Genomic DNA, 23,173 nt, shown 5'->3' on the forward strand with positions numbered 1-23,173 from the left:
TTAGTTTGTTACCGCATCAGTCAGTGGATAACGCTCTTCAATGATACCGCCGCCGAGGCAGACTTCACCTTGATAGAATACAGCGGACTGCCCCGGTGTTACTGCGGCAACCGGGTTATCGAACCTGACCTCGACACGCTCATTATCCAGCGGGGTGACGGTGCAGGGAATATCCTGCTGACGGTAGCGTGTTTTCACCACACACCGAAAAGCGGCGGTGATCGGTTGACGGTCAACCCAGTGCAATTGTTGGGCTATCAGACCCACTGACATTAACCGGGGATGTTCATGTCCTTGCGCCACGAGCAAGATGTTATTAGCGACATCTTTATCTACCACATACCATGGGTCATCACCGCCATCTTTGGTGCCACCAATACCCAGCCCTTTACGTTGCCCCAAGGTGTGATACATCAACCCCTGATGCTCGCCCATATGCTGACCGTCAACCGTCATGATAGGGCCGGGTTGTGCGGGCAGATAGCGCCCCAAAAAATCACGGAATTTGCGCTCACCAATAAAGCAGATACCGGTAGAGTCTTTTTTCTTGGCGGTGACCAGCTCAAGTTGTTCGGCGATACGGCGAACTTCGGGTTTTTCCAATTCTCCGACCGGGAACAGGCTTTGGGCCAGTTGTTCGTGGCTTAATGTATAGAGGAAGTAACTTTGATCTTTATTGCCATCCAGACCGCGTAATAAACGGCTTTTGCCATCAACATCCTGGCGGCGAACATAGTGGCCAGTGGCAATATAATCGGCGCCTAAGTCTTCAGCAGCAAACTCAAGGAAGGCTTTAAACTTGATCTCTTTATTACACAGAATATCAGGGTTAGGTGTGCGCCCGGCTTTATATTCTTCCAGGAACAATTCAAACACGTTATCCCAATATTCTGCGGCAAAATTGACGGTGTGCAACTCCATGCCCAGTTTGTCGCATACTGCTTGCGCATCGGCCAAATCGGTCGCTGCGGAACAATATTCTTCGCCATCATCCTCTTCCCAGTTCTTCATGAACAAACCGGCAACTTGGTAACCCTGTTGCTGGAGCAGGTAGGCGGAAACGGAAGAGTCGACACCGCCGGACATACCGACGATTACTTTTTTCTGGCTATTATCTGACATGGGAGTCTCACTAACGTAAATACCTAAGCCTCTGATAGAGGGCCGGCCGGATAACACTATCCGAACACTTTGCCGCCACAGGCAAGGCATTATAAAAACAAGCGCCGGATTTTATCACGTTGACCGCTTGGCTGCATTCTAGATTCGCGCTCTTGACGAAATTACCTGAGTAAATCAAATCTACCTTTTATAAAGGCCAGTTAAAGGAGCCAACCAGATCAAGTGAATAACGTTCTGGCTGTTGGTAACAGCGGATACTTTCGGCCACTAGCGGTGAACGTAAATTGGCTGATTGCAGTATTTCATCAGCAGAGAGCCACAGACAGCAGTCAATGTCACTGTCATGAGGATGGGTGGGTAAGGGGGCCAGCAGCTCAATAACAAAAGCGAAGCGTAAGAATGGCGTTTTGTCCGGTGCTATCCATTGATGCATTCGCAGAAAAGATTGCGGTGTGGCGCGGATCCCGGTCTCCTCCCACAGTTCTCTCTCTGCGGCTTGCAGCAGGGTTTCATCGGCTTCCAAATGCCCAGCCGGTTGATTCCATAATTTTTTGCCATTAATCGTCTCTTCGACAACTAAAAATTTCCCTTGAGCGTGTACAACACAAGCGACAGTTACATGGGGCTTAAACATCGCGAATCTCCTTCCATTCGCCGGGCTGTAGGTCGGCAAGGCTTAAGTTTCCTACACTAAACCGTATCAGACGTAGAGTAGGGAAGCCAATATGGGCCGTCATTCTGCGTACTTGTCGATTCCGACCTTCGTAAAGTGTGATCTGTAGCCAACGGGTAGGAATATTTTTGCGCTCTCTGATGGGGGGAACTCGCGGCCACAGCCACTCAGGTTCGCTAACTAACTCGGCCCCTGCGGGTAAGGTCGGACCATCTTTTAAGACAACGCCGTGCCGTAGCTTATCGAGTGCATCGTCTTCTGGCACGCCTTCTACTTGTACAAAATAGATTTTACCTGTTTTTGCTGTCGGTTGGGTGAGTTTGGCTTGTAACTTGCCATCATTGGTTAATACCAGTAAACCTTCACTGTCGCGATCGAGCCTGCCAGCGGCATAAACATCGTTAAAAGGAATAAATTCCTTTAATGTTCTGCGGCCAGATTCATCAGTAAATTGTGGTAATACATCGAAAGGTTTGTTGAATAACAGTACCCTCCGAGGGCCTACCGGCTTTACTTGTTTGGCCTGTATCTTGGTGCTGAATCGGTTAACTTTGTGATTTTTAACAGAGAATTTATTCATGATTATTGCGATTCCGAATGATTAGCGCATTATACCTTAATCCGTTTCGGATTGGCGTGGGACGAATATTCAAGTAGTATTGACACGAATCTTACAAGGCATTAACAAAATTGCGCTGAAGGAGAAGGTTGATGGAAAGCAAAGTAGTTGTTCCGGCAGAAGGTAAGAAAATTACTGTCGATGCTCAGGGTAAACTGGTTGTTCCGCATAATCCGATCATTCCATTTATTGAAGGTGACGGTATTGGCGTTGATGTGACCCCAGCCATGATCCACGTGGTAGATGCCGCGGTTAAGAAAGCCTATAAAGGCGAGCGTAAAATCTCCTGGATGGAAATCTACACCGGTGAGAAGTCAACGCATGTTTATGGCAAAGATGTTTGGTTGCCAGAAGAAACATTGGATCTGATTCGTGAGTACCGTGTTGCAATTAAAGGCCCGTTAACTACCCCCGTCGGCGGCGGTATTCGTTCTTTGAACGTTGCTTTGCGCCAACAACTTGATCTGTATGTGTGTCTGCGTCCGGTGCGTTATTACGAAGGTACTCCAAGCCCGGTAAAACACCCTGAATTGACCAACATGGTAATTTTCCGCGAAAATGCTGAAGATATCTATGCTGGTATCGAATGGAAAGCCGGTTCACCAGAAGCTGAAAAGGTGATTAAGTTCCTGCGCGAAGAAATGGGTGTGAAGAAAATCCGTTTCCCTGAACAATGCGGTATTGGTATCAAACCTTGTTCAGAAGAAGGAACTAAACGCTTGGTTCGTGCGGCAATTGAATATGCAATTACCAACGACCGTGAATCAGTTACTTTGGTTCATAAAGGCAACATTATGAAATTCACCGAAGGCGCATTTAAAGACTGGGGTTACCAGTTAGCGCGCGAGGAATTTGGTGGTGAGCTGATCGATGGTGGCCCTTGGGTTAAAATCAAGAACCCGAATAACGGCAAAGAGATCATCATCAAAGATGTGATTGCTGATGCCTTCCTGCAACAAATTCTGCTGCGCCCTGCTGAATATGATGTTATTGCCTGTATGAACCTGAACGGTGATTACATCTCTGACGCCTTGGCTGCACAGGTTGGCGGTATCGGTATTGCTCCGGGTGCCAACATTGGTGATGATTGTGCGTTGTTCGAAGCCACTCACGGCACCGCACCAAAATATGCCGGTCAGGATAAAGTGAACCCAGGCTCTATCATTCTGTCCGCAGAAATGATGTTGCGTCATATGGGTTGGTTCGAAGCCGCAGACCTGATTATCAAAGGCACCGAAGGCGCAATTCAGGCCAAGACCGTGACTTATGATTTCGAACGTCTGATGGATGGTGCTAAACTGCGTAAATGTAGCGAGTTTGGTCAAGACATCATCGACAATATGTAAGTTGTTGAGCAGAACAAAACCTTGCGGGAGTTTAAGCGACCGTGAGGTTTTTTTTTATCTCAATAAAGCGCAAGGATGCTTGTTTAACGCGCAGCCAGTACAACTGCTCTCTTATATTTGTTATTAATTTGTTATTCCTACCTTATTCTTACGGTAGGAATAGATGAAGAAAATAATTGACTGATTATGGTAACTCTTTATCCTTTATCGCAAGTCATTTGACATATCTATGTTATTTAATTCTATTGAACGTATTTAGATATTGAACATCAGATATTAAAAATTTATTTTCTCTCTTAAAACAGAGGTTTACATTGTGACAAAGGATGTAGAAATTGTTAAGGCACGGCATCCACTAGATAAGCAGCATATCAAACTGACTTATGTGACTCATTTTTACTGTAATCAGGGGAATATGGATTCTGTTGAATCTTTGTTGAAAGAGTATGAATCTTACCCAGATGATATTAAAGATGCAGTGGAGTTTGTCATTGTAGATGATTGCTCGCCATTAGAGTATGACGTAAAAGATTATGATTTGAATTTCACGTGGTTAAGAATAACGACGGATATTCAGTGGAATCAGGCGGGCTCTCGGAATCTGGGTGTGACATATGCGAAGTCAGATAAGATTATCATTACTGATTTAGATTGCTTGCTGCCCGCAGACACCCTGCGTTATTTGGTGAATGCCCGTAACCCCGGCCGCTCCTTATATCGTATCTACCGCACTGATGAAAAAACAGGTAAAGCCTATCGTGGTCACCCCAACTTGTTCTTCATGTCCAGAGCGCGATTCTTTAGGCTGTATGGTTATGATGAAGAGTTCGCCGGCCATTATGGCTCGGAAGATTATCGGTTTGTGAAGTTCCATAAAGATCATGGTAGCACCCCACGTTATCTGCCTAAGCAGTATCGATGCATTGAGCGCAATGTGGATAGGAAAAAGAGTTACCATTCTCTGGATCGTGATTTGACCCACAACGCACCAATTGATGACCGGAAGAAGAGTGAAATTGCACGATTTGGTGCAGAATATGGCCATAGCCGAATATTTCTTAACTTTAACTGGGAAATTAAAAAAGTGCATTCACGTGTGCCGACGGTGCCTGAACGCAAGTTGTGGTGGCGACCATTATGGTGGTTCCGTTACTTGTTTAGATCACTGGCAGCATAAACGGCACTCGCCACAAAACATCGCCATAGCCAGCGGTTTCCGATGGTAGGTTATGGCGTAAATTGGGGCTGCTGTCCTTTGCGAAAAGGTGCCTGATAGCCTCAACTGATTATCAATTCGAAGTGAGTGACTTATGATTTCTCCGGCTTCTACTTCTTTGCCCGGCTCAGCGCCAGTGCATCGATATGTTGGCATGTTTTCCTGTGCTACGGCATTTCTGTTAGGTATTGGTCTACCCACTTCTAATTTCATAATGAATTTGTCGATGGTGTTAGCTGTCATCTGTTTGCTGCTGAACCGCGATACTCGCTATGTGAAAACGTTGGCAAAGAATCCGTTGATTTGGTTGCCTGCAATTATGTTTATGCTACTGGCAGTATCATTGCTCTGGCAGCATAACTTGTACGGCAAAGTGATGGTCAGCAAGTATTCCAAATTACTGTATATCTTGCCGTTAGCAATGTTCTTTATGCTGTCCCGTTCACTGGCTGGTTATTTTGCCAAAGGTTTTTTACTGGCAAATGCTGTTATTCTGGCAGCAAGTCTGTGGGTTGGTCTTCTCCATCTGCCGTTGGGGCATATTGATCCACTGAATCCCTCTGTGTTTAAACTGCAAATTACGCATAATTTCTTTATGGCACTGGCCGCCGTTATCTGGCTTGCTCTGGCTTTTAGAAGCCAAGGATGGAAGCGTTGGGGTTATGGTCTGTTGGTGTGTTTGGCTATCTATAACATTGTGTTTATGGTGCAAGGCCGCACCGGCTATGTTGCATTGGCCGCGGCATTTGGCCTGTGGGGGTTACTGTCACTGTCAATCCGCCAGCGCTTGGCGATGGCCGTTTGCGCATTTATCGTCGCGGCCATTGTACTTATGGTGCCTAACCGGGCGGTAGATCGGTTGCAGCAGGGCGTGACTGAGGTTAAAACCTGTCTGGCCGTCTCGAATGGTGATGCTAATGTTTCCTGTGATAGCTCGATGGGGCTACGTACCGCATTTATGCTCGCCTCAGTGAAGTTGATTGAGGATGCGCCTGTCCTGGGCCATGGTGCTGGGGGTTTTTGGTATTCTTTCTCGCAAAGTGCGTATAGCATCAATCCTCATAATGAATATCTGATGCAGACGGTTCAGTCGGGTTTGGTCGGTTTAGCCTTATTCCTGGGGTGGATGTGGTGTTATTTCCGCTCGGCATGGCGTTTATCTGCTCAGGTTAGAAATGTGCTGATTGCGTTACTTGGTGCCTATTTGGCTTGCCACCTGTTTAATTCCTTCTTACTTGACTCTTCGGAAGGGCATCTGTTTATTATTCTTACGGCGATTGTTGCCAGTTATTCAGTTCTGCCGCCGAAAGAGCAGAATAAAATCAGTAACCGATGACGTTGGTTGTGAAATAAATAGGATAGGTGCCCGATGTGGCACCTATTTTTTTATCTATCCATTCAGGTGTTTCCGAGGCTGAAACAATGCATAAATTTTGGGATACCTCTTTCAAACCCAATAATTAGAAAAATGCATAAAAAAGCCCTCGATGACGAGGGCTACAGACTAACGGTTGGCTTTATCATCAGCCTCATCGATCAGACCATTGGCTATCTTGTTGGCATCAAGACAACGCGCTGAGTGCAGGATACCGTTAAGTGTTTCTCGGACACTGGACAGGAACTGATCGTTATCTGACTCATTAGCACATTCAACCATTAACGCGACAAGCAAAGCCTCATGGGCGATCAAGTGATTTTCACCAGGTAAGTTTGCATCAGTTTCACCTTTGTGAGCGCGGACAGATGTTTGATTAAGTGATGACATAAAACTCCTTATTTAATCATTGAGTAACCACCTGACTACTATAGCGGGGTTTTTATTTATTGCTATCGTATGAAAAATACAGATGAAATTTATCCACCTGTATAGTGAGATTGGCCAAATTAGATAGGGCCTAATTATTTATTGACCAAAGTCGACATCACATGCTTGATAAAACGCATTGCCTGAATCTGCAACAATCCATGCCAGAATAATGACGTGATGGCCTTTTTTACCTTTAGGTAAATGAACATTATGCTCGATTTTAGCCACTAACTTATCGTTATTCGAGTAATAAGGAACATAAGGATAGATATCCTCATAAAACGGTGTTGCCTCTAATTGAGCACGTGTAATACGTTCTGCTGGGTTCCAATCATCTTTGGTAATAAACCAACGATAACCACGAGTAACATGAGCAACAGTGTAGGCCCAATATATATCAAGGTCACTGCCTGGGTTAACCATGATAGTTGGCCAGGTAAAGTTATCATTAGGGTGACCGATAGACCGTAGCTTGTGTTGCATTTCTTTATCGGTGAAATTCACCACTTCTCGATTACCGCGGTGACCACCACTGAGAATAAGGCCATCAGGAGGTGGTGGGTTGCTCCAACTATCCATTTCGTAAGGAGGGGGGAAAGAACCACCTGTCAAATCAGGGAAGTTTTTTCCTCCTTCCATTTCGTTATTTTCCCATTCAGCAATCAATCCTAAATCAGTTGCTACCAATCCTCGTGTTTGAGGGGCGGTGACTCGGCCGTGCCGCAGTTGTAATTTATTGTTACTCATGATTTCTACCTCTATAGTTAAGTGTTTATGCAACAACAGATAAAAATTAATTAGTAATACTGCTGTCTGATACTTTATAAATAACCTTATTTTACTGTTTATTTAATTATCAAACTTATTACCCGTTTATTTGTGATAAATATCATTGCTACCAAGTCTGGTGCGCTACAATATTATATTTTTGTGGGGAATTATCGCTGAATATATTTTTTGTGTTTAATGTTTTTATAAGTATGTGGTGCAATAATTCCTTTATCAAATCCTTTAATTGTTACTCGATGAGTGAAATATGTGTATCTTCACTGTTACTACCGTTAGCATCATTACAAAATTTGTTTAAGACATTGATTTAACAATATCTTTATTATAATAATTTTTTAGGTGATGGATTGATTGTCATCCCGCGATGGGACGTTGTAGTTATGTTTATTTATTAAAGCGAAATGATACTCAGCCTTCTGGCGACGTTGAACGCGGCAGTATTATGGCTACTGGGTATATTATATTGTGCTGAAAATAAAGGATTATATCTGAGATGTCAGGCCAATAGCCTTAAGTCACGGCGGGTCATCTCTTATCTGAAATTAGCGGTGACTATCTTACGACACTCTCCGATAATTTTAATGTGAACAGCTCTGGATGCTATTCTTAAACACCCTCCGCCAAAAGCTACCGAAGCAGGGTGTTAGTGTATCAATGCTGACATTGTCGCGAGGCTTCTATTTATTGCGATGACAGATGCTTAAATAGCAACTGTCCCTATAACATCAAATACAGTGGTAATTGATGTTATACAATATTTCAGCCTTATGTCATCTATGCCCGTCATACTTCATGTGCGTTGGCTACACTCAATAACCCGAATCACTTACGGGCTAGCATAAATGCTGTACAAATCGGTTCCCGACCGATTTGTATCTCGCTTGCCGCCTTCCTGCAACTCGAATTATTTAGGGTATAACAACTTATCTCATTTTACTGGGCGGTAAATTCGAACAGCCGCTGTCAAGCGCAGGGTACGATGTGCTAACTCTTCTGCCGCCCCGGCATATTGTTCGACCATGGCCGCATTCTGGTGTGTCATTTGATCTAACTGGCCGATCGATTGGTTAATTTGACCAAGAGCTTGTGTTTGTTCCTGGGTGGAGGTGCTGATTTCACTGATTAGGGTAGAAACTTGACCCGCTTGTTTGACGATATTATCCATCGTGGCCCCGGCATTTTGCACTAAGGCGCTACCATCACGAACCCGCTCCACACTGGTTTCAATCAGTTGTTTGATCTCTTTGGCGGCGGTTGACGAACGTTGAGCCAGATGGCGCACCTCGCTGGCAACTACCGCGAACCCTCTACCTTGCTCCCCAGCCCGTGCGGCTTCAACCGCCGCATTGAGTGCCAGAATGTTGGTCTGAAAGGCGATTCCCTCAATGACACTGATAATATCTACAATACGATGACTGGAAGCATTAATCGTACCCATAGTTTCAATGACTTGATGCATCAATTCGCTGCCTTGTTCTGCCGCATGACTGCTCATCGCTGCCAACGATGTGGTTTCATTGGCACTATTGGCACTGTGTTGTACCGTGGCCACTAATTGTTCTGTGGCACTGACTATATGTTGCAAGTTGGCAGTCGCCTGCTCAGTCCTGACTTTTAACTCACGATTCCCAGCGGCAATTTCACTGCTGGCGGTGTTAATACCATCAACTTGACCGCTAACATCATCCGTTAGAGAACGAAGATTTAACCCCAATTGATTGACACTACGCATCAAATAACCAATTTCATCTACTCGGTTTAGCTGTACGTAATCACCAGCCTGCCCGGACGAGACATCTTGCGCTTGTTGCAAAATTGCGGCGATAGGGCGGGCAACTTGGCGCTCTAACCACCATGAGGCCACCACGCTGCTGGCAACGGTAACCGCAGCCAAAACTAATAATGGCAAACCGGTTATCCCTATCACTCCGGCGGCCACAGTAGGGAGCAAAGCCGCCCCCAATAATGCCCCGCGCAAGCGCCAGCGCAATGGTAACGTTTGGAACAGCGACAATAGGGACAACCAACCAGTACGAACAATTAGCCCACGATACAGTGCTATGTGACGCTGCTTGGCCTTACCCGAATTAAAATCGGCGTACAGTGCTTCTGCTTGTTTAACTTCTTCGCGAGTGGGTGCAATGCGTACCGAAATATAACCGGTCAGACGGCCATCATGACGTAATGGCGTAGCATTAGCGCGCACCCAATAGTAATCACCATTTTTACGGCGATTCTTAACCAATGATGACCAGGATAAACCCGCATTCAGGGTTTGCCACATATCAGCAAATGCCGCAGGTGGCATATCAGGGTGCCGAACCACATTGTGCGGTTGACTCAGTAAGTCCTGATATTCAAAACCACTGGCGCGAACAAAGGCGGCATTGGCATAGGCGATATTGCCGTGAATATCAGTGGTGGATTGCAAGGTGGTATCGCGATCAATGGGATACTCCTGCCGACTGACAGGCTTGTTCACTCTCATAATAACCTCAGTAAATGGGGGAGTTCCCTGATAACAGGTGAATACAATAACTACAGACGGTAATCGGCCTCATAAGATAAAACTTTATACTTATATTAATTAAATTATCAATTCCCCATAATGGTGCTGATTATTCATGCTGTTGCACTTTTTTGGGGCGCTATAGTATTTATGAAATGATTAGTTTATTTAAATTTATTATTTTATTTGATTTTTTGTTTATTGTTTAAAATGACGATCAATATAATAAACTCAATACAAAACAATTACTTAATAATTTCACTGTAGGCCATATCAAATTTGATTGATGAACGTAGTGAATGGGTTTTCTTATGTATGGTTGTTTGTCTATTATTTGGATAAAACATAGTTAAAATCTGTTTTAATGTTGCATAAAATGATGTTCATAAGGTTTTTATTTACAATTAGCCATTAATTATGAATATAAGAATAATTATTTGTTACAGCGGTGGAGTATTAGTTGAGTCGCTATCAAAGATAAAACCCCTGAGTGACAGGGGTAAAAGATGATAAGACGGTATCGAAACTTAATAACAATCTGCTCGAAATCCAGTATGTTTTCATTTGCACAGCTTGCAATGTTTTGATGCTTGCAAACGGATTAAGCCATTTGAATATCGCACTTCTGTACCCTGTATAGAGTAAGCCTCCCAGTCTAGCTAAAGTGATTATGACTTTTCTTCAACCCTTCAATTTTCATCAAAAAATTATAGATAGGTGAAAGGCGCATAAAGTCTTTACTTAACAGCCCAACCAGTTGTTCGGAAAATAATAAATCCATATCTCTGCGGTGGCTAATTAATGCCCACGACTTCTTGTTGTACCATTCCGCCAATGCCTGAGGTTGATCTTTAATCAAAGGGCGCTTGTAACTCTCACCCTCAATCGAGAAATTCGGATAAATACAGTCAGCCATGGTGAGAAAATCAGCAGGCGCACGGATCAGTTGTTGTCTGAAAAGATCCATTGTTTCTCGCGAGGCGCTGTAATACCCCAACCCATAACGCCACCAGTCTGGGCCAAATTCGAAAAAGTAAGTTGGAGCATCCGTCCAATTTTTACGTGATCTTTTAAATGTAAGCCAAATATTGCTGCGATAGAGCGACTTATCATGAGAAAAACGGGTATCGCGATTCATGCGAGAAATTGTCTTGCCAATCGCTGGACGAACTTCAAACAGCTCATCAATAGTCAGCATATCTGAACTCAGATCGGCCACCAGCTTTCGTACGGGTTGTAGTAGATGTTGATCATAGATATCGCGATGTTCCTCGAACCATTCTTTGTTATTGTTCTGAGCGATGTGCTGTAAGAATGTCAGCCCATGTTGAGTAAAACCGGTAAATGCACCCATAATGTTCCTTTCTATATGCAGGGCGGACTAAGCCTTTGTTGTCAACCATCAACGTTTTCGCATGCTATTCATCTATAAACGATACACCGAGGTATTCGTTAAGTCGTGTTACCGAATAACCGCAATAGGACAATCTTGAATTCGGGTAGTATATGCAGGTGATAACATTTCACGTTTCATCTGCCATTGTTGATTAACTCCTTGCCCGATAAACGCAATTTTACTTTTACCGGATTGATTAATTTTGTCGATAGCCGCCATCAATGATTCACTGTTAATGCGCGGTTTGCTCTCATCAAATAGACCCAATTGCGCGATACCCTGACTTGAAAAATCTCCCAACATAATACCTGCTTTCAGGTAATGGTGACCGGGTCGCCAAATTGCTGCCAGCCATTTGAGGGCTGCGGCAATAATATCCCTTGAGTCCAAGGTCGGAAAGTTGAGGCGAGTGCTGGCGAGGTTACTGTAATAGACCTCGTTACTGGCAAAAGGGCTGGTTTTGATAAAAGTTGATACATGGCAACAGTATTGGTGCTCTTTGCGTAGCTTTTCTGCTGCTTTCTCGGCATAGCTACAAACGGCTTCATGCATACTTTGATATTCTGTAATGTGTTTACTAAATGAGCGCGAACAGATTATTTGTTGTTTTGTAGGTGCGAATTCAGCCACCGCCAGACAAGCTTCTCCGCGCAATTCTCGCACTGTCCGTTCCAGTACGACGCTAAAGTTTTTGCGAATAAGCGGGGGGCTGGCCTCTGATAATTGAAGGGCGGTGGTTATCCCCATCACTGCCAGCTTTTTTGCGGTACGCTGGCCCACGCCCCATACCTGCGCCGCTGGCATCAGCGCCAGCAATTTGCGTTGACGTATGGGATTGGACAAATCGACTACACCACCCGTTTTATGCCATAACTTAGCAGCATGGTTTGCCAGCTTGGCGAGAGTCTTGCTTGGTGCGATGCCTACACCGACATTTAGGCCAGTCAATTTGCGTATTTTATCACGCACGCCCTGACCAAACTCTTCCAGTGTAATGCAATGCTGCACACCAGTAATATTGAGAAATGCTTCATCGATTGAGTAAATTTCAATCCCTGGGGCCAGTTGTTCAAGAATAGTCATGACCCGTGCAGACATATCACTGTAGAGTGCGTAATTACTGCTAAACGCGACGACACGATGCTGATGGATAACTTGCTGTATCTTGAAATAGGGTGCCCCCATTGGAATACCCACGACCTTAGCCTCCCGGCTACGGGCAATCACGCAGCCATCGTTATTGGATAACACCACCACAGGGCGACCATACAGATCAGGCCTGAATACCGTTTCACAACTGGCATAAAATGAGTTCACGTCAACGAGAGCAAACATTATCGTAACTTATTGATACTAAATACAATGACACCAAAGATAACCCACTCTTCATCTCCTTCACATAATATGAGTGGGGGAGTGGCTGCATTCAGCGCCTCAAGGCGGGGAACCGGTCGTAAATAAAGCCGCTTAATATTGAACTCACCCCCGATGGTTGCAACGACAATATCGCCGTGCTGTGCCTGCAAACTGCGATCTATCACCAGCAGTGCGCCGTTGTTAATACCTGCATCACTCAGGGCGTCACCCTTGGCGGTCATGAAAAAGGTGGCGGCTGGGTGCTCAATGCAGTGTTCATTAAGATCGATTCTCTTTTCAATATAGTCCTGTGCAGCATTGCCGAATGCACCCATAAAGCCTCCAAATGCGTTATCTAAGGGGAGAGCGTGATAACAAAAAAACGACTGATTTACAAAATAACTGGTTATGCATACAGTATATGCGGCGAGGCGTGGACAGAAAAGCCCTGAAGAGATATTTTTATTCAGTATATTGATTTATAAGAAGAGAAAGTTATCTATCAGGATGGAATAGATGAAACGTAGCGCTACATGGCTGAATGGCGGGTGAGAGGATATCGATATCGTTTAATTATAATTAATAGCTAAATAATTACTTTTGGAGGTAGGTACCGCTCATTAATTCCTCTATTGTAATTCTCTTCATCACGTCTGTCGCCAGTCAAGGATCGGCTTAATTAAGTGGCGTCATCCTACTGACTGCGGCACTGGGCATTGTCATATAACAAGGGATAAAGAATGAAATTAGAAACATTATCTATTCATGCAGGCTATTCACCGGACCCCACCACCAAGGCCGTTGCGGTACCTATTTACCAAACATCCTCCTTTGCTTTTGACGATACCCAACATGGTGCTGATCTGTTTGATTTAAAAGTCGCTGGCAATATTTATTCGCGCATCATGAACCCCACCAATGATGTACTGGAGAAACGGGTTGCTGCCCTTGAAGGGGGGATCGCGGCTCTGGCAGTGGCGTCCGGTATGGCGGCGATTACCTATGCTATCCAAACCATTGCCGAAGTGGGGGATAATATTGTGTCGGTGGCTAAGTTGTATGGCGGGACTTACAATCTGCTGGCCCATACGTTGCCGCGTTATGGGATAGAAACCCGTTTTGCCGATCATGATGATATCGCAGCATTGGAAGCCTTAATCGATGACCGGACTAAAGCAGTTTTCTGTGAATCGATTGGTAACCCTGCCGGGAATATCGTTGATTTGAAAAAATTGGCTGATGCGGCTCATCGCCATGGTGTGCCATTAATTGTTGATAATACCGTCGCAACACCAATCTTGTGTCGGCCATTTGAACATGGTGCGGATATTGTGGTGCATTCATTGACCAAATATATCGGCGGTCATGGTTCCAGTATTGGTGGCATTGTGGTGGATTCAGGTAAGTTCCCTTGGGCGCAATACCCAGAGCGTTTTGCTCAATTGAATACACCCGATCCGTCATATCATGGCGTGACCTATACCGAGCAATTTGGCGCGGCAGCCTATATTGGCCGCTGCCGGGTGGTACCACTGCGAAATACGGGTGCTGCGTTGTCGCCTTTCAATGCTTTCCTGATTTTGCAGGGATTGGAGACATTGGCTTTGCGTATGGAACGTCATACTGAAAATGCGCTGAAAGTCGCACACTATTTGCAAAACCATCCGCAAGTCAGTTGGGTTAAATACGCAGGCTTACCCGATCATCCCGAGCATGAACTGGCCCAGCGCTATTTTGGTGGTAAACCAGCCTCGATATTGTCATTTGGTATTCATGGCGGGCAGGAGGCGGGCGGGCGTTTTATTGATGCGCTGAATTTGATCGTGCGCTTAGTGAATATCGGTGATGCCAAGTCACTGGCTTGCCACCCAGCGTCAACCACGCATCGCCAGCTTAATGATGAAGAACTCATCAAGGCGGGCGTACCACGGGATATGGTGCGGCTATCGATTGGTATAGAGCATATTGATGACATTCTCAATGATCTTGCTCAGGCACTGGATGCTGCCAAGTTTTAAGTTGGCATAATATATTAAGATTAGATCGCGAGCGGCCGGTAACCCTAGGGAAACCGGCCGTGAGTATCAGAATAGATTTAACGTGCCGCTAGCGTTGCTGCAATGACATCGGCATAAGGTGTTGTCGGCCGGCCAATCAGTTTGCTCAATGTATGACTGTCATCAAACAACCCTCCTTTAGCCGCGCCAGCATCAGAATCGGCTAATAGGCTGGCGAAAACATCAGGTAAACCGGCTCCGAGCAATGCTTGCTTGAAATCGGCTTCAGACAAATCGTGGTACACCACAGGTTTACCTGACTGGCGGGCGATTTCTGCCGAGAATTCAGCCAGTGTATAGATATCGTCACCGGCTAATTCGTAAACTTTACCCGCCTGGTTTCCCTGCGTTAGCACCACAGCGGCCGCTTCGGCATAGTCTTCACGTGCGGCAGAGGCGATACGACCCTCAGCTACCGCGCCGATAAATGCGCCATGTGCCAGGGCTGGTGCGATACTTGCTGCATAGTTCTCGGTATACCAGCCGTTACGCAATAACACCACTGGCAGACCTGATTCACGTAATAGTGCTTCGGTGGCTCGGTGTTCTTCACCTAACCCCAGTGGGCTTTTATCCGCATGTAACAAACTGGTATACGCCAACAGTTTAACCCCTGCACGCTTGGCCGCTGCGATCACGGCGCTATGTTGGGCAATACGCTGACCCACTTCACTCGATGAGATTAACAGTAATTTATCAACACCTTGAAAAGCGGTATCTAGCGTGGCTGGCTGGCTATAGTCAGCTTTGCGGATTTGAACGCCTAACGCTGCCAGATCGTGGGCTTTTTCAGGGTTACGTACCGCAGCAATGATTTCACTGGCGGGCACTTTTTTAAGTAATGCATTGATAACAAGGCGGCCTAATTGGCCTGTGGCACCGGTTACTGCGATCATAATGACACTCCAGATTTGATGTTATAAGAAAGGTGACAGACCATTAGCAAAGAATAAAACCGCATGATTGGCCAGAAAGTCGCCCTTAAGTTCATCATATGCAATATACTAACTTTACGTAAGTACGCACCAAAAGGTTAGTATGAAAATAGTGGAGCTGCAAAATTTGAATCACGCTGTTTCGTTTCCTGAACAGGTCCGGCGGGGCGAATTACTCAATGCAGATTGTCCTTCAAGGGAAGTGCTCAAGCGCGTAACCAGCCGTTGGGGGGTCTTAGTCTTGATTGCGTTAAGCAATGAGACTCTGCGTTTCAGTGCGTTGCGCAGAAAGATTGGTGGTGTTAGCGAAAAGATGCTGGCACAAACACTGCAACACCTTGAAGAAGATGGTTTTGTTGAGCGGATCGCTTATCCGGTAGTGCCACCGCATGTGGAATATAAATTAACGCCGTTGGGGAAAGAGATTCAGGAGCAGGTGGAAGGGCTAACCGTATGGCTTGAGGCCAATCTGCATCGCATTATGGCACAACGACAACAACGGGCAGAATTAACGGCCAATACGTTGTAACAGCAGCCATGGCATCAACTATGGCTGCTGTTGGGGTTTATCACATAAAAGCATCACAGAGTTTTTAACGCTTCCACCGACTCGATAGCCATGGAAGCGATAAACTCGGTCACGCTATAATCGGCAACTGCATTAAACGGATCTTCGGCCAATATCTTATCCAGTTCTTCACGGGCAATACTTTTGGCCAAAATAATGCCACCGGTACGCGGCACTTTACGGCCTGATGCGATAAAAACACCTTGTGTATAGTACTTTTTCAACCACTCTTTATGACTTTCAGTGAGTGCCTCGACCACGTCGATAGGTTTATGGTAAGTCAGACTGACAACAAACATGCGGAACTCCTTTAGGGTGAATGTCTAATTAAGATAACGCCTTGGCTGATGGCTGGCATCTTTAAAATGCATAATCATTAATTTTCATCTCAAGTTTTGGCCTTCATAGCTAAATTTGGCATATCTAAAGCCATAATCATTATTTCACCTGTGCGCGCGGCAGCGTCTACCCTTAAAACATCAGTTTCATCCCGCTAGATAAATAACGCAGAGGTGGTAATGGCTAAAATTACAGCATGGTTTATTGGGCGCTGGTCTGCGCATTCAGTAGCGAGCGATACCGTCCCGCATCAAGCTGATGGTGCACATCTATTAGAAACCATCAACGCTATTGGTGGGTTGTATGGTATTGAGTTTATCCATCACGATGGGGCTTGAACTGCACTGCGACTGCACGAGATGGCGGGCAGAAAATAAAATCATCTGCCCGGATAAATATATTTAGTGGTAAGCCGCTAAAGCAGTCAGCATCCCCACACGCTTAATTGTTTGCAATTGTTCAGTAATATTATTGGTTACCTTTGTGGCAGGCTATAATGGCGGCGCTTAAACCAGGATTGCACCATACCAGGCCGTGAGAACATCACTAAATTACCCAATAAGATTAATAGCAGACCAATAATGGCATTCAGGTGCCAGTGATAGCCTTCATAGAAGGTTGATATGGTCAGTGCCACTAGTGGAAATAACAAGGTGCTATAAGCCGCACCACTGGCTCCGATTCGGCCAATCAAGCTGAAGTAGGCGGCAAATGCAATCACGGAACCGAAGATAGCCAGATACAGTAATGAGCCAAGGTAGCGTGGTGTGAATTCGAGAGTAAAAGAGTGTTGTTGAATCAAACTGAAAAGTCCCATCGCTACCGCGCCATAAGTCATGGCATAAGCATTGGTTGACAGAATATCCAATCCCTTCCGCTGGTGGCGGCTACTGATCATATTGCCCAGTGAAAAACCATAGGTACCCAGCAAACTTAGGCCGATACCTTTAAGTAATTCCGGGGCCATTTGTGTGGCGGTCAGATCTTGCCAGAACAAAGCAACAATACCTATCATGCCGAGGATACTGGCTGGCAGCAGGTTAGGGCTTAGGCGTTGGCGAAAGAAAATCATGCCATTGATGGCATTAAACAGTACCGCCATTGAGAAAATAACTGACTCCAGGCCACTACTGATATAAGCCGCAGCATGATAGAAACAGTAAAAATTAAAGGCAAAAACACAAATCCCCTGTGCAACGCAAAAAAGGTGGTCACGCACCGCGAGCTGCCGCAATCGGCGGGCGAGTAATAAGACGATCATCATGGTGCCGGCCGCAAGCGCAAACCGATAAAAAATGGACACAGTAATAGCAACATCAGCTTGCTGTTGTAGGGTAATGGCAATCCAGGTCGTTCCCCAGATCAGTACAACTAACAAATAAAGCAGCGCGGTCATCGTTATTTCTCATCACAGCTAGAAAACGCTAGTATCCGGTATAGGAAGGGGCGGCGCTTTCAGCGGCTTGCTTTAAATTGCAAAATCTTGCGCATTTTTACGATAAATAGCTGGAAAATATAGTCTGCCGCCTGGCAAGCCATTAAACTGGTTTCATGCGCGTACCCAAAGGAAGTCAGTACAATGTTGGAACGGTATCAAGCCTTTGAAACCCTAAAAGAACACAAAGCCCGCTTGCATGATTGTGTGCAACTTGGCTCGGGTATTCAATTGGCTGCCTGGTCTAACCGCGATGACTGCATTACACAGGAAAGCCCCGATCATCACACCTTGAGCTTGTATGTTGCAGATGGTTATGAGTGCTATCACAAAACACGCGCTGGCTGGAAAAACGGTGGTGGCCCAGATCGTTTTTGTATTATGCCAAAGGGCAGCTTATCCAGTTGGGATGTGCGGGATGATTTGTCATTTGTACATTTATATTGCACTGATAAGCATCTGCGCCAGCTTGCCGAACAGATCTGGGAGCGTAGCCCCCAGTCAATTCAGGTTGATGAGCGAATTTTCGCAGAAGATCCGCAAATAACGCTGCTATATCGCCAATTTTTACTGAATTGTAACTGGCAAGAACAGGCAAATCATTTAGCTCTCAGCAGTGCTGCGACCTTGTTAATGACCCATTTATTAAAAAACTACACTCAGTTGCAGTGGGCAATCCCCGTGATTCGCGGTGGGTTGTCTCCGGCAGTGTTAAAAAGAGTGAAAGAGTATATTGACGGACATCTTTCACAGCCGTTGCTGTTGTCAGATCTTGCTGAACAGGCAGGGTTAAGTGAGTTCCATTTTGCACGGATGTTTAAGCAGAACACTGGGCTGGCACCACATCAATTTGTGTTGAAAGCGCGGTTATCTCGCGCAGAACAGCTATTGAAACATAGCATGATGCCGCTTATTCATATTGCCCTGGAATGTGGTTTCAGCTCTGCCAGTCACTTCAGTAACTGCTTTAAAGTGGCTTATGGCCTGACGCCTTCGACGATTCGGCAACGCTAATCACAGCAGGCTATAAGGGGCAACTTAGATCACCTTCCGCGCAATTGAGGAATGACAGTAGTTCTGCTGAGCGAGCTTCAGTTTTATGGGTCAAACAAGCAGAGATAATCATAGGATGCACTGAACCACCTTCGGTGGCTGATGATTGGAAGGTACAATCTGCGTCGCGGTATTTTATCCAGGTAAGTTGTGCACTCTTTAAGAGCGCTCTTTGAGTGGCGGGTGTCTTGGCCAAAACCTGTTTATAAATACGGTTCAATTCGGTATCTGCTTTCTTATAATCTGAATTTGCACACTGGTTGATATCCAGTTGCGTCACCGCATTTTGGCAGTCAATTGCCAATGCCTGGCTGATGGGTAATACCAGTATCGATATCAACACGATTATCTTTAACATAAACCTGTTTAACATAACCCTTATTAACATGAGTATCTCTCCTAAACAATAACCAAAAAGTAATGATAGCCCCACTCTAGTAACGTGGGGCCAAAGATTATATTACATTGGTTTCTTGGCTACCCCCTCAATATCTTTCTTCATATCGGTGATTTTTTTATCCGGTAATTTTTTACAAATATCAATTATTTTTGGTGTGTATACAGTGTCTATTTCCTGGAAGTCGATGCTGTCTCCTTCTTTATATTTGGTATCCTTGTTGAGGATCCAGAAGGCAACTGGTGTCATACTTTTCGGATTAAGATCAAGGAATTCTTTACAGGTCATATCTGTCGGGGTTGTCGGTGATGATGCAGAGAATACCGTGCTAATGGTTAAAAACGTGGTTATTACAATGACAATATTAAGCAGTGATTTATAAAGCATACTTACTTCCTTATCTGGATGTTATATTTAACTGGATGTTATTAGTGCCGGGTTGAGAGTTTTTCTCGTTATTTAGCATGGGCTATAAAGGTATATCTCGCCAGCGTAAAGGTTAATTTATCGGTGGGGGTTATTGACTGAAGAGTTATTTGTGCCGATATTTTTATCATGCATTTGATTTGTATTGAGAATTTAAATTCACCTTTCTAATTTTGGAGTAAAAAAAAGCTCAAGTAAGTATGTCTGCTTTCATTTTATCCATTGTTACAATAGTATTAGCTATGCTAATAAATATAACATTCTAACTGTTGTGGTTTTTATCTGATAGCGATGGAGGGCATAGGTGCTTGCTATCATGTTGCTACGGGCCTTTTGCTGGACGGACATCATGGTGTCCTTTCGATGGTGGCAATGGGCGGCCATTTTTATCTTTGGGTGCTTGAGGCGGGTGTTTGCATGTGACGCCAGATGATTTTTGTACTTCTTTATTAATGGGTTGTGTGGCAAAGCTAGAGATTGTATTCAATAATAACACCGATACTGTGAAAATCATTAGTAATTTATTCATGCTCACTCTCGTTATCCAATAGGAATGGGTTATTATCATAACTGATTGCTCTTTCCGTTTTCTTGGTGAGATATGTAATGATTTTATCAAGTTGAATGTCTGCCGCTATCTATTAGAGAGTATCATCATTCCAAACCTACACTGATTCATTGGCATATGTTATAATTTGTAGTGTTATTATTAGTAGTGTTGAGTAGATTGATTGTGATTTTTATTTGATATTTTCTTGTTCTGAGTTATAGGTGATTTACTTTATGTCTTTATTTTCTTTTTATCATAACTGCCTGAGTACTTTGACTGGGAAAGTATTTGGTCAACACCGCCAAGGTGAACCAGTGAAGAGAGAGAATGGGAAAAATAAATTATCTAATCTTCAACTGGATGTACTGTTGAATGCTGAAAAACAGGTCGCGATCATTACTACCGACTTAGATAATCGCATCACCATATTTAATGTGGGTGCGGAACGAATGTTTGGCTATTCTAAAGATGAAGTCTTAGGATGTCCTATTTCAGATATACTGCACATTCCAGAGTATGGTAAGGCACAAGCTGAACTGGATTATTTATTGCTTAACCGGCGTGATGCCAGCGAGTGGTGTTATCGGCGCAAAAATGGAAAACGTTTCTGGGGAGCACTTAGTGTCCATGAGATAACCGCTGATAATAACCAGACTGTTGGTTATATTAGTGTGATTGCTGATGTCTCGGAAAGAAAATCCCTGCTTATGGAGCTGGAAGAAAGTAAGCAGATGATGGATCGTTTAACTAAGAATTTGCCGGCAATGATTTATGCTTATTATTTAGATGCCGATGGCGAATCTTATTTTAAATATTGTAGCGAGGGTGTCAGAAAAATATTTGATCTGTCACCAGCTGATGTTTTGTGTGTACCCAGAGAGAGAAATCCACTATTTAGCCGCGTGCATGTTGATGATATGGCGGTGCTAAGACAGGCGGTAGTTATCTCTCAACAGAACCTGTCTGTCTGGCGCTGCAATTTTCGCGTTGTACTACCAGGCAAAGGCACACATTGGCTACATGGTGAGTCTTTCCCAACGCTTCAGGATGATGGGTCTGTTATTTGGTATGGCTCGTTTTTTGATATTACTGAACTCAAGCAGTCTGAATCGATTCTCAAAGCGTTGTCACAAACCGATGTATTGACTGGGGTGGCTAATCGTCGCCACTTTGATGATATCTATCAGCATATTTGGCAAAAAAACCGGACCGAAGGTGGCGCTTTGTCTGTATTGATGATTGATTTTGATAATTTCAAGAGTTTTAACGACCTTTATGGCCATGCTATGGGGGATGTGTGCTTGAAATCCATTGTCGAAACTTTGTCAAAATCTATTCGTGGTGGTTCAGATATTTTGGCTCGCTATGGTGGCGAGGAATTTATTGTGTTGCTAGCGCCCAGTACTCTGGAGGATGCGAAAGCTGTTGCCGAACGCATGCGTCACTCGATTGAGGAGCTAGATATTCCCCATGGGATGTCTCCAGGAGGGCGAGTGACCATCAGCATCGGTGTGGCTTCGGTATCAGCGCCAGGTGAGTCTATTTCGGCGACAGACGTGTCGGTTGCTGCGGATAAAGCATTATATCGGGCGAAAACCGCGGGTCGAAACCGCGTGGAAGCGGTGGCGCTTAACTGATACGTAAAGAGTGTGTGGGGCAGGGAATCGAGCGATTACTGCCCCACAAAGATTAGATGTTAGCGATAGATACTAATGCCTAGCTGTTGTGATCCTGAGCCTCACGCAGGCGCTCCTGCTCTTCAGCTATAACCGCGTTGATTTCCTCCAGTACGCCCTCAACATCAGCCGCTTCGGTACTTTCTGCAAATTCACCGGTCAGTTGCGTTTCTGGATGCAATTTACCGTCTTCATAGAGTGCCCACATCTCTTTGGCATATTTACGATTAAGCAGCTCTGGCGCATATTGACCATAATAGTGTGTCATATTCGCGACATCACGCTCCAGCATGGCTTTAGCATGGTTGTTTGCTGCTGCATTGACGGCTTGCGGTAAATCAATAATCACCGGGCCTTCTTTATCAATTAAGACATTAAACTCCGATAAGTCGCCATGAACTAAACCGGCGCAAAGCATCCGTACCACATATTGGATCATCACGGCATGGTCAATCAGCGCTTGTTCTTTGCTAAATGGCACATCACTCAGTCGAGGGGCAGCAAGACCGTCTGCATCGGTGACCAGCTCCATCAATAAAACACCATCAAGGCATGCATAAGGCTGAGGTACGCGAACACCGGCATTGGCTAACAGGTACAAAGCATCCACCTCGGCAGTTTGCCAGGTTTCCTCTTGTTGCTTACGGCCAAATTTAGATCCCTTGGCCATGGCTCGGGCATCACGGCTGTTACGCACCTTACGCCCTTCCTGATATTGCACTGCCTGTTTGAAACTACGGTTCTCAGCTTCTTTATAGACTTTAGCGCAACGGATATCCTGCCCACAACGGACAACGTATACATCAGCTTCTTTGCCACTTTTCAAACGACGGATGACTTCGTCAACCAAGCCGTCATCAACCAGCGGTTGGATTCGTTTTGGAATTTTCATGGCGTCCTTGTA

General features: G+C 44.9%; 24 protein-coding genes and 1 pseudogene. 9 read left to right on the forward strand and 16 right to left on the reverse strand.

Features of this window, described 5'->3' with window-relative positions:
- The 3 genes from mnmA to rluE all read right to left on the reverse strand — a co-directional run bounded on the left by mnmA (window position 1) and on the right by rluE (window position 2,375).
- On the reverse strand, window positions 1–1,122 hold the full coding sequence (mnmA, locus tag EL015_RS09145; RefSeq protein WP_005183104.1) for a tRNA 2-thiouridine(34) synthase MnmA: 1,122 nt from the start codon (window positions 1,120–1,122) through the stop codon (window positions 1–3).
- Between the two features lie 187 nt (window positions 1,123–1,309).
- Complete coding sequence (locus EL015_RS09150; protein WP_032905845.1) at window positions 1,310–1,756, reverse strand: NUDIX hydrolase; 447 nt, start codon at window positions 1,754–1,756, stop codon at window positions 1,310–1,312.
- The gene (gene rluE / locus EL015_RS09155) at window positions 1,749–2,375 is read right to left on the reverse strand and encodes a 23S rRNA pseudouridine(2457) synthase RluE (protein ID WP_005183102.1); all 627 of its coding nucleotides are present in this window, start codon (window positions 2,373–2,375) and stop codon (window positions 1,749–1,751) included. The genes EL015_RS09150 and rluE overlap by 8 nt, the downstream gene beginning before the upstream one ends.
- Before the next feature lie 131 nt (window positions 2,376–2,506).
- Here rluE and icd point away from each other — a divergent pair, with 131 nt between their 5' ends.
- The 3 genes from icd to EL015_RS09170 all read left to right on the forward strand — a co-directional run bounded on the left by icd (window position 2,507) and on the right by EL015_RS09170 (window position 6,312).
- Entirely contained in the window at window positions 2,507–3,760 is a 1,254-nt protein-coding gene (gene icd, locus EL015_RS09160; protein WP_005183101.1) for an NADP-dependent isocitrate dehydrogenase, read from the forward strand.
- Window positions 3,761–4,076: 316 nt separating this feature from the next.
- Window positions 4,077–4,937 (forward strand): glycosyltransferase family A protein, encoded by an 861-nt coding sequence (locus tag EL015_RS09165; protein WP_005183100.1) that lies wholly within the window; start codon window positions 4,077–4,079, stop codon window positions 4,935–4,937.
- 133 nt (window positions 4,938–5,070) lie between these two features.
- On the forward strand, window positions 5,071–6,312 hold the full coding sequence (locus EL015_RS09170; RefSeq protein ID WP_005183099.1) for an O-antigen ligase family protein: 1,242 nt from the start codon (window positions 5,071–5,073) through the stop codon (window positions 6,310–6,312).
- Between the two features lie 168 nt (window positions 6,313–6,480).
- Here the strand turns inward: EL015_RS09170 and EL015_RS09175 are convergent, their stop codons facing one another.
- Both EL015_RS09175 and EL015_RS09180 read right to left on the reverse strand, forming a co-directional pair.
- A complete protein-coding gene (locus EL015_RS09175) occupies window positions 6,481–6,741 on the reverse strand; it encodes a hypothetical protein (protein ID WP_005183098.1) in 261 nt (86 codons plus the stop codon).
- A gap of 138 nt (window positions 6,742–6,879) precedes the next feature.
- Window positions 6,880–7,530 carry a lytic polysaccharide monooxygenase auxiliary activity family 9 protein gene (locus tag EL015_RS09180; RefSeq protein WP_005183097.1) on the reverse strand — a complete coding sequence of 217 codons (651 nt, stop codon included), beginning with the start codon at window positions 7,528–7,530 and terminating at the stop codon, window positions 6,880–6,882.
- 443 nt (window positions 7,531–7,973) lie between these two features.
- Here EL015_RS09180 and EL015_RS21910 point away from each other — a divergent pair.
- Window positions 7,974–8,233, forward strand: a pseudogene (locus tag EL015_RS21910) (IS4 family transposase); the annotation flags it as partial.
- 267 nt (window positions 8,234–8,500) lie between these two features.
- Here the strand turns inward: EL015_RS21910 and EL015_RS09190 are convergent.
- From EL015_RS09190 to umuD, 4 genes are all read right to left on the reverse strand, one after another.
- Entirely contained in the window at window positions 8,501–10,060 is a 1,560-nt protein-coding gene (locus EL015_RS09190; protein ID WP_032905842.1) for a methyl-accepting chemotaxis protein, read from the reverse strand.
- Between the two features lie 676 nt (window positions 10,061–10,736).
- Complete coding sequence (locus tag EL015_RS09195) at window positions 10,737–11,438, reverse strand: DUF2461 domain-containing protein (protein ID WP_086018939.1); 702 nt, start codon at window positions 11,436–11,438, stop codon at window positions 10,737–10,739.
- A gap of 105 nt (window positions 11,439–11,543) precedes the next feature.
- Complete coding sequence (umuC, locus tag EL015_RS09200; protein WP_005183086.1) at window positions 11,544–12,812, reverse strand: translesion error-prone DNA polymerase V subunit UmuC; 1,269 nt, start codon at window positions 12,810–12,812, stop codon at window positions 11,544–11,546.
- Entirely contained in the window at window positions 12,812–13,168 is a 357-nt protein-coding gene (gene umuD / locus EL015_RS09205; RefSeq protein ID WP_032905840.1) for a translesion error-prone DNA polymerase V autoproteolytic subunit, read from the reverse strand. The genes umuC and umuD overlap by 1 nt, the downstream gene beginning before the upstream one ends.
- 405 nt (window positions 13,169–13,573) lie before the next feature.
- Between umuD and EL015_RS09210 the strand changes: the two genes are divergently transcribed.
- The gene (locus EL015_RS09210; protein WP_005183083.1) at window positions 13,574–14,851 is read left to right on the forward strand and encodes a bifunctional O-acetylhomoserine aminocarboxypropyltransferase/cysteine synthase; all 1,278 of its coding nucleotides are present in this window, start codon (window positions 13,574–13,576) and stop codon (window positions 14,849–14,851) included.
- Between the two features lie 77 nt (window positions 14,852–14,928).
- Here the strand turns inward: EL015_RS09210 and EL015_RS09215 are convergent, their stop codons facing one another.
- Window positions 14,929–15,786 (reverse strand): SDR family oxidoreductase, encoded by an 858-nt coding sequence (locus EL015_RS09215; protein ID WP_005183081.1) that lies wholly within the window; start codon window positions 15,784–15,786, stop codon window positions 14,929–14,931.
- Window positions 15,787–15,928: 142 nt separating this feature from the next.
- Between EL015_RS09215 and EL015_RS09220 the strand changes: the two genes are divergently transcribed.
- Window positions 15,929–16,354, forward strand: a complete 426-nt coding sequence (locus EL015_RS09220) for a winged helix-turn-helix transcriptional regulator (protein WP_032905838.1) — start codon at window positions 15,929–15,931, stop codon at window positions 16,352–16,354.
- A 53-nt stretch (window positions 16,355–16,407) separates the two neighbouring features.
- Here the strand turns inward: EL015_RS09220 and EL015_RS09225 are convergent, their stop codons facing one another.
- Complete coding sequence (locus tag EL015_RS09225) at window positions 16,408–16,692, reverse strand: YciI family protein (protein ID WP_005183077.1); 285 nt, start codon at window positions 16,690–16,692, stop codon at window positions 16,408–16,410.
- 219 nt (window positions 16,693–16,911) lie between these two features.
- On the opposite strand from EL015_RS09225, the gene EL015_RS21690 reads away from it, so the two are divergent.
- Window positions 16,912–17,070 (forward strand): hypothetical protein, encoded by a 159-nt coding sequence (locus tag EL015_RS21690; RefSeq protein ID WP_005183076.1) that lies wholly within the window; start codon window positions 16,912–16,914, stop codon window positions 17,068–17,070.
- Between the two features lie 137 nt (window positions 17,071–17,207).
- Here the strand turns inward: EL015_RS21690 and EL015_RS09230 are convergent, their stop codons facing one another.
- The gene (locus EL015_RS09230) at window positions 17,208–18,128 is read right to left on the reverse strand and encodes a DMT family transporter (protein WP_005183075.1); all 921 of its coding nucleotides are present in this window, start codon (window positions 18,126–18,128) and stop codon (window positions 17,208–17,210) included.
- 183 nt (window positions 18,129–18,311) lie between these two features.
- On the opposite strand from EL015_RS09230, the gene EL015_RS09235 reads away from it, so the two are divergent.
- The gene (locus EL015_RS09235) at window positions 18,312–19,181 is read left to right on the forward strand and encodes a helix-turn-helix domain-containing protein (RefSeq protein WP_005183074.1); all 870 of its coding nucleotides are present in this window, start codon (window positions 18,312–18,314) and stop codon (window positions 19,179–19,181) included.
- A gap of 10 nt (window positions 19,182–19,191) precedes the next feature.
- Here the strand turns inward: EL015_RS09235 and EL015_RS09240 are convergent, their stop codons facing one another.
- The 3 genes from EL015_RS09240 to EL015_RS09250 form a co-directional block, all read right to left on the reverse strand.
- Window positions 19,192–19,578 carry a lysozyme inhibitor LprI family protein gene (locus tag EL015_RS09240; RefSeq protein WP_042569963.1) on the reverse strand — a complete coding sequence of 129 codons (387 nt, stop codon included), beginning with the start codon at window positions 19,576–19,578 and terminating at the stop codon, window positions 19,192–19,194.
- Between the two features lie 102 nt (window positions 19,579–19,680).
- On the reverse strand, window positions 19,681–20,004 hold the full coding sequence (gene hdeB, locus EL015_RS09245) for an acid-activated periplasmic chaperone HdeB (RefSeq protein WP_005183070.1): 324 nt from the start codon (window positions 20,002–20,004) through the stop codon (window positions 19,681–19,683).
- A gap of 361 nt (window positions 20,005–20,365) precedes the next feature.
- A complete protein-coding gene (locus EL015_RS09250; protein WP_050413734.1) occupies window positions 20,366–20,572 on the reverse strand; it encodes a hypothetical protein in 207 nt (68 codons plus the stop codon).
- A 254-nt stretch (window positions 20,573–20,826) separates the two neighbouring features.
- On the opposite strand from EL015_RS09250, the gene EL015_RS09255 reads away from it, so the two are divergent.
- Window positions 20,827–22,230, forward strand: a complete 1,404-nt coding sequence (locus tag EL015_RS09255; RefSeq protein WP_032905832.1) for a sensor domain-containing diguanylate cyclase — start codon at window positions 20,827–20,829, stop codon at window positions 22,228–22,230.
- Window positions 22,231–22,309: 79 nt separating this feature from the next.
- Here the strand turns inward: EL015_RS09255 and EL015_RS09260 are convergent, their stop codons facing one another.
- Entirely contained in the window at window positions 22,310–23,161 is an 852-nt protein-coding gene (locus EL015_RS09260) for a PA4780 family RIO1-like protein kinase (RefSeq protein ID WP_005183066.1), read from the reverse strand.
- Window positions 23,162–23,173 lie beyond the last annotated feature (12 nt).

This window comes from Yersinia intermedia, assembly GCF_900635455.1.
Taxonomy (GTDB): domain Bacteria; phylum Pseudomonadota; class Gammaproteobacteria; order Enterobacterales; family Enterobacteriaceae; genus Yersinia; species Yersinia intermedia.

What these genes read in the sequence shown, in the direction of transcription:
- EL015_RS09255 (WP_032905832.1), top strand. Translation starts at nt 20,827, where the DNA reads ATGTCTTTATTTTCTTTTTATCATAACTGCCTGAGTACTTTGACTGGG.
- EL015_RS09250 (WP_050413734.1), bottom strand. Translation starts at nt 20,572, where the DNA reads ATGAATAAATTACTAATGATTTTCACAGTATCGGTGTTATTATTGAAT.
- EL015_RS09220 (WP_032905838.1), top strand. Translation starts at nt 15,929, where the DNA reads ATGAAAATAGTGGAGCTGCAAAATTTGAATCACGCTGTTTCGTTTCCT.
- EL015_RS09190 (WP_032905842.1), bottom strand. Translation starts at nt 10,060, where the DNA reads ATGAGAGTGAACAAGCCTGTCAGTCGGCAGGAGTATCCCATTGATCGC.
- EL015_RS09175 (WP_005183098.1), bottom strand. Translation starts at nt 6,741, where the DNA reads ATGTCATCACTTAATCAAACATCTGTCCGCGCTCACAAAGGTGAAACT.
- EL015_RS09225 (WP_005183077.1), bottom strand. Translation starts at nt 16,692, where the DNA reads ATGTTTGTTGTCAGTCTGACTTACCATAAACCTATCGACGTGGTCGAG.
- EL015_RS09150 (WP_032905845.1), bottom strand. Translation starts at nt 1,756, where the DNA reads ATGTTTAAGCCCCATGTAACTGTCGCTTGTGTTGTACACGCTCAAGGG.
- rluE (WP_005183102.1), bottom strand. Translation starts at nt 2,375, where the DNA reads ATGAATAAATTCTCTGTTAAAAATCACAAAGTTAACCGATTCAGCACC.
- EL015_RS09170 (WP_005183099.1), top strand. Translation starts at nt 5,071, where the DNA reads ATGATTTCTCCGGCTTCTACTTCTTTGCCCGGCTCAGCGCCAGTGCAT.
- EL015_RS09260 (WP_005183066.1), bottom strand. Translation starts at nt 23,161, where the DNA reads ATGAAAATTCCAAAACGAATCCAACCGCTGGTTGATGACGGCTTGGTT.
- icd (WP_005183101.1), top strand. Translation starts at nt 2,507, where the DNA reads ATGGAAAGCAAAGTAGTTGTTCCGGCAGAAGGTAAGAAAATTACTGTC.
- EL015_RS09180 (WP_005183097.1), bottom strand. Translation starts at nt 7,530, where the DNA reads ATGAGTAACAATAAATTACAACTGCGGCACGGCCGAGTCACCGCCCCT.
- EL015_RS09230 (WP_005183075.1), bottom strand. Translation starts at nt 18,128, where the DNA reads ATGACCGCGCTGCTTTATTTGTTAGTTGTACTGATCTGGGGAACGACC.
- EL015_RS21690 (WP_005183076.1), top strand. Translation starts at nt 16,912, where the DNA reads ATGGCTAAAATTACAGCATGGTTTATTGGGCGCTGGTCTGCGCATTCA.
- EL015_RS09215 (WP_005183081.1), bottom strand. Translation starts at nt 15,786, where the DNA reads ATGATCGCAGTAACCGGTGCCACAGGCCAATTAGGCCGCCTTGTTATC.
- hdeB (WP_005183070.1), bottom strand. Translation starts at nt 20,004, where the DNA reads ATGCTTTATAAATCACTGCTTAATATTGTCATTGTAATAACCACGTTT.
- umuD (WP_032905840.1), bottom strand. Translation starts at nt 13,168, where the DNA reads ATGGGTGCATTCGGCAATGCTGCACAGGACTATATTGAAAAGAGAATC.
- EL015_RS09210 (WP_005183083.1), top strand. Translation starts at nt 13,574, where the DNA reads ATGAAATTAGAAACATTATCTATTCATGCAGGCTATTCACCGGACCCC.
- umuC (WP_005183086.1), bottom strand. Translation starts at nt 12,812, where the DNA reads ATGTTTGCTCTCGTTGACGTGAACTCATTTTATGCCAGTTGTGAAACG.
- EL015_RS09240 (WP_042569963.1), bottom strand. Translation starts at nt 19,578, where the DNA reads ATGTTAAAGATAATCGTGTTGATATCGATACTGGTATTACCCATCAGC.
- EL015_RS09235 (WP_005183074.1), top strand. Translation starts at nt 18,312, where the DNA reads ATGTTGGAACGGTATCAAGCCTTTGAAACCCTAAAAGAACACAAAGCC.
- mnmA (WP_005183104.1), bottom strand. Translation starts at nt 1,122, where the DNA reads ATGTCAGATAATAGCCAGAAAAAAGTAATCGTCGGTATGTCCGGCGGT.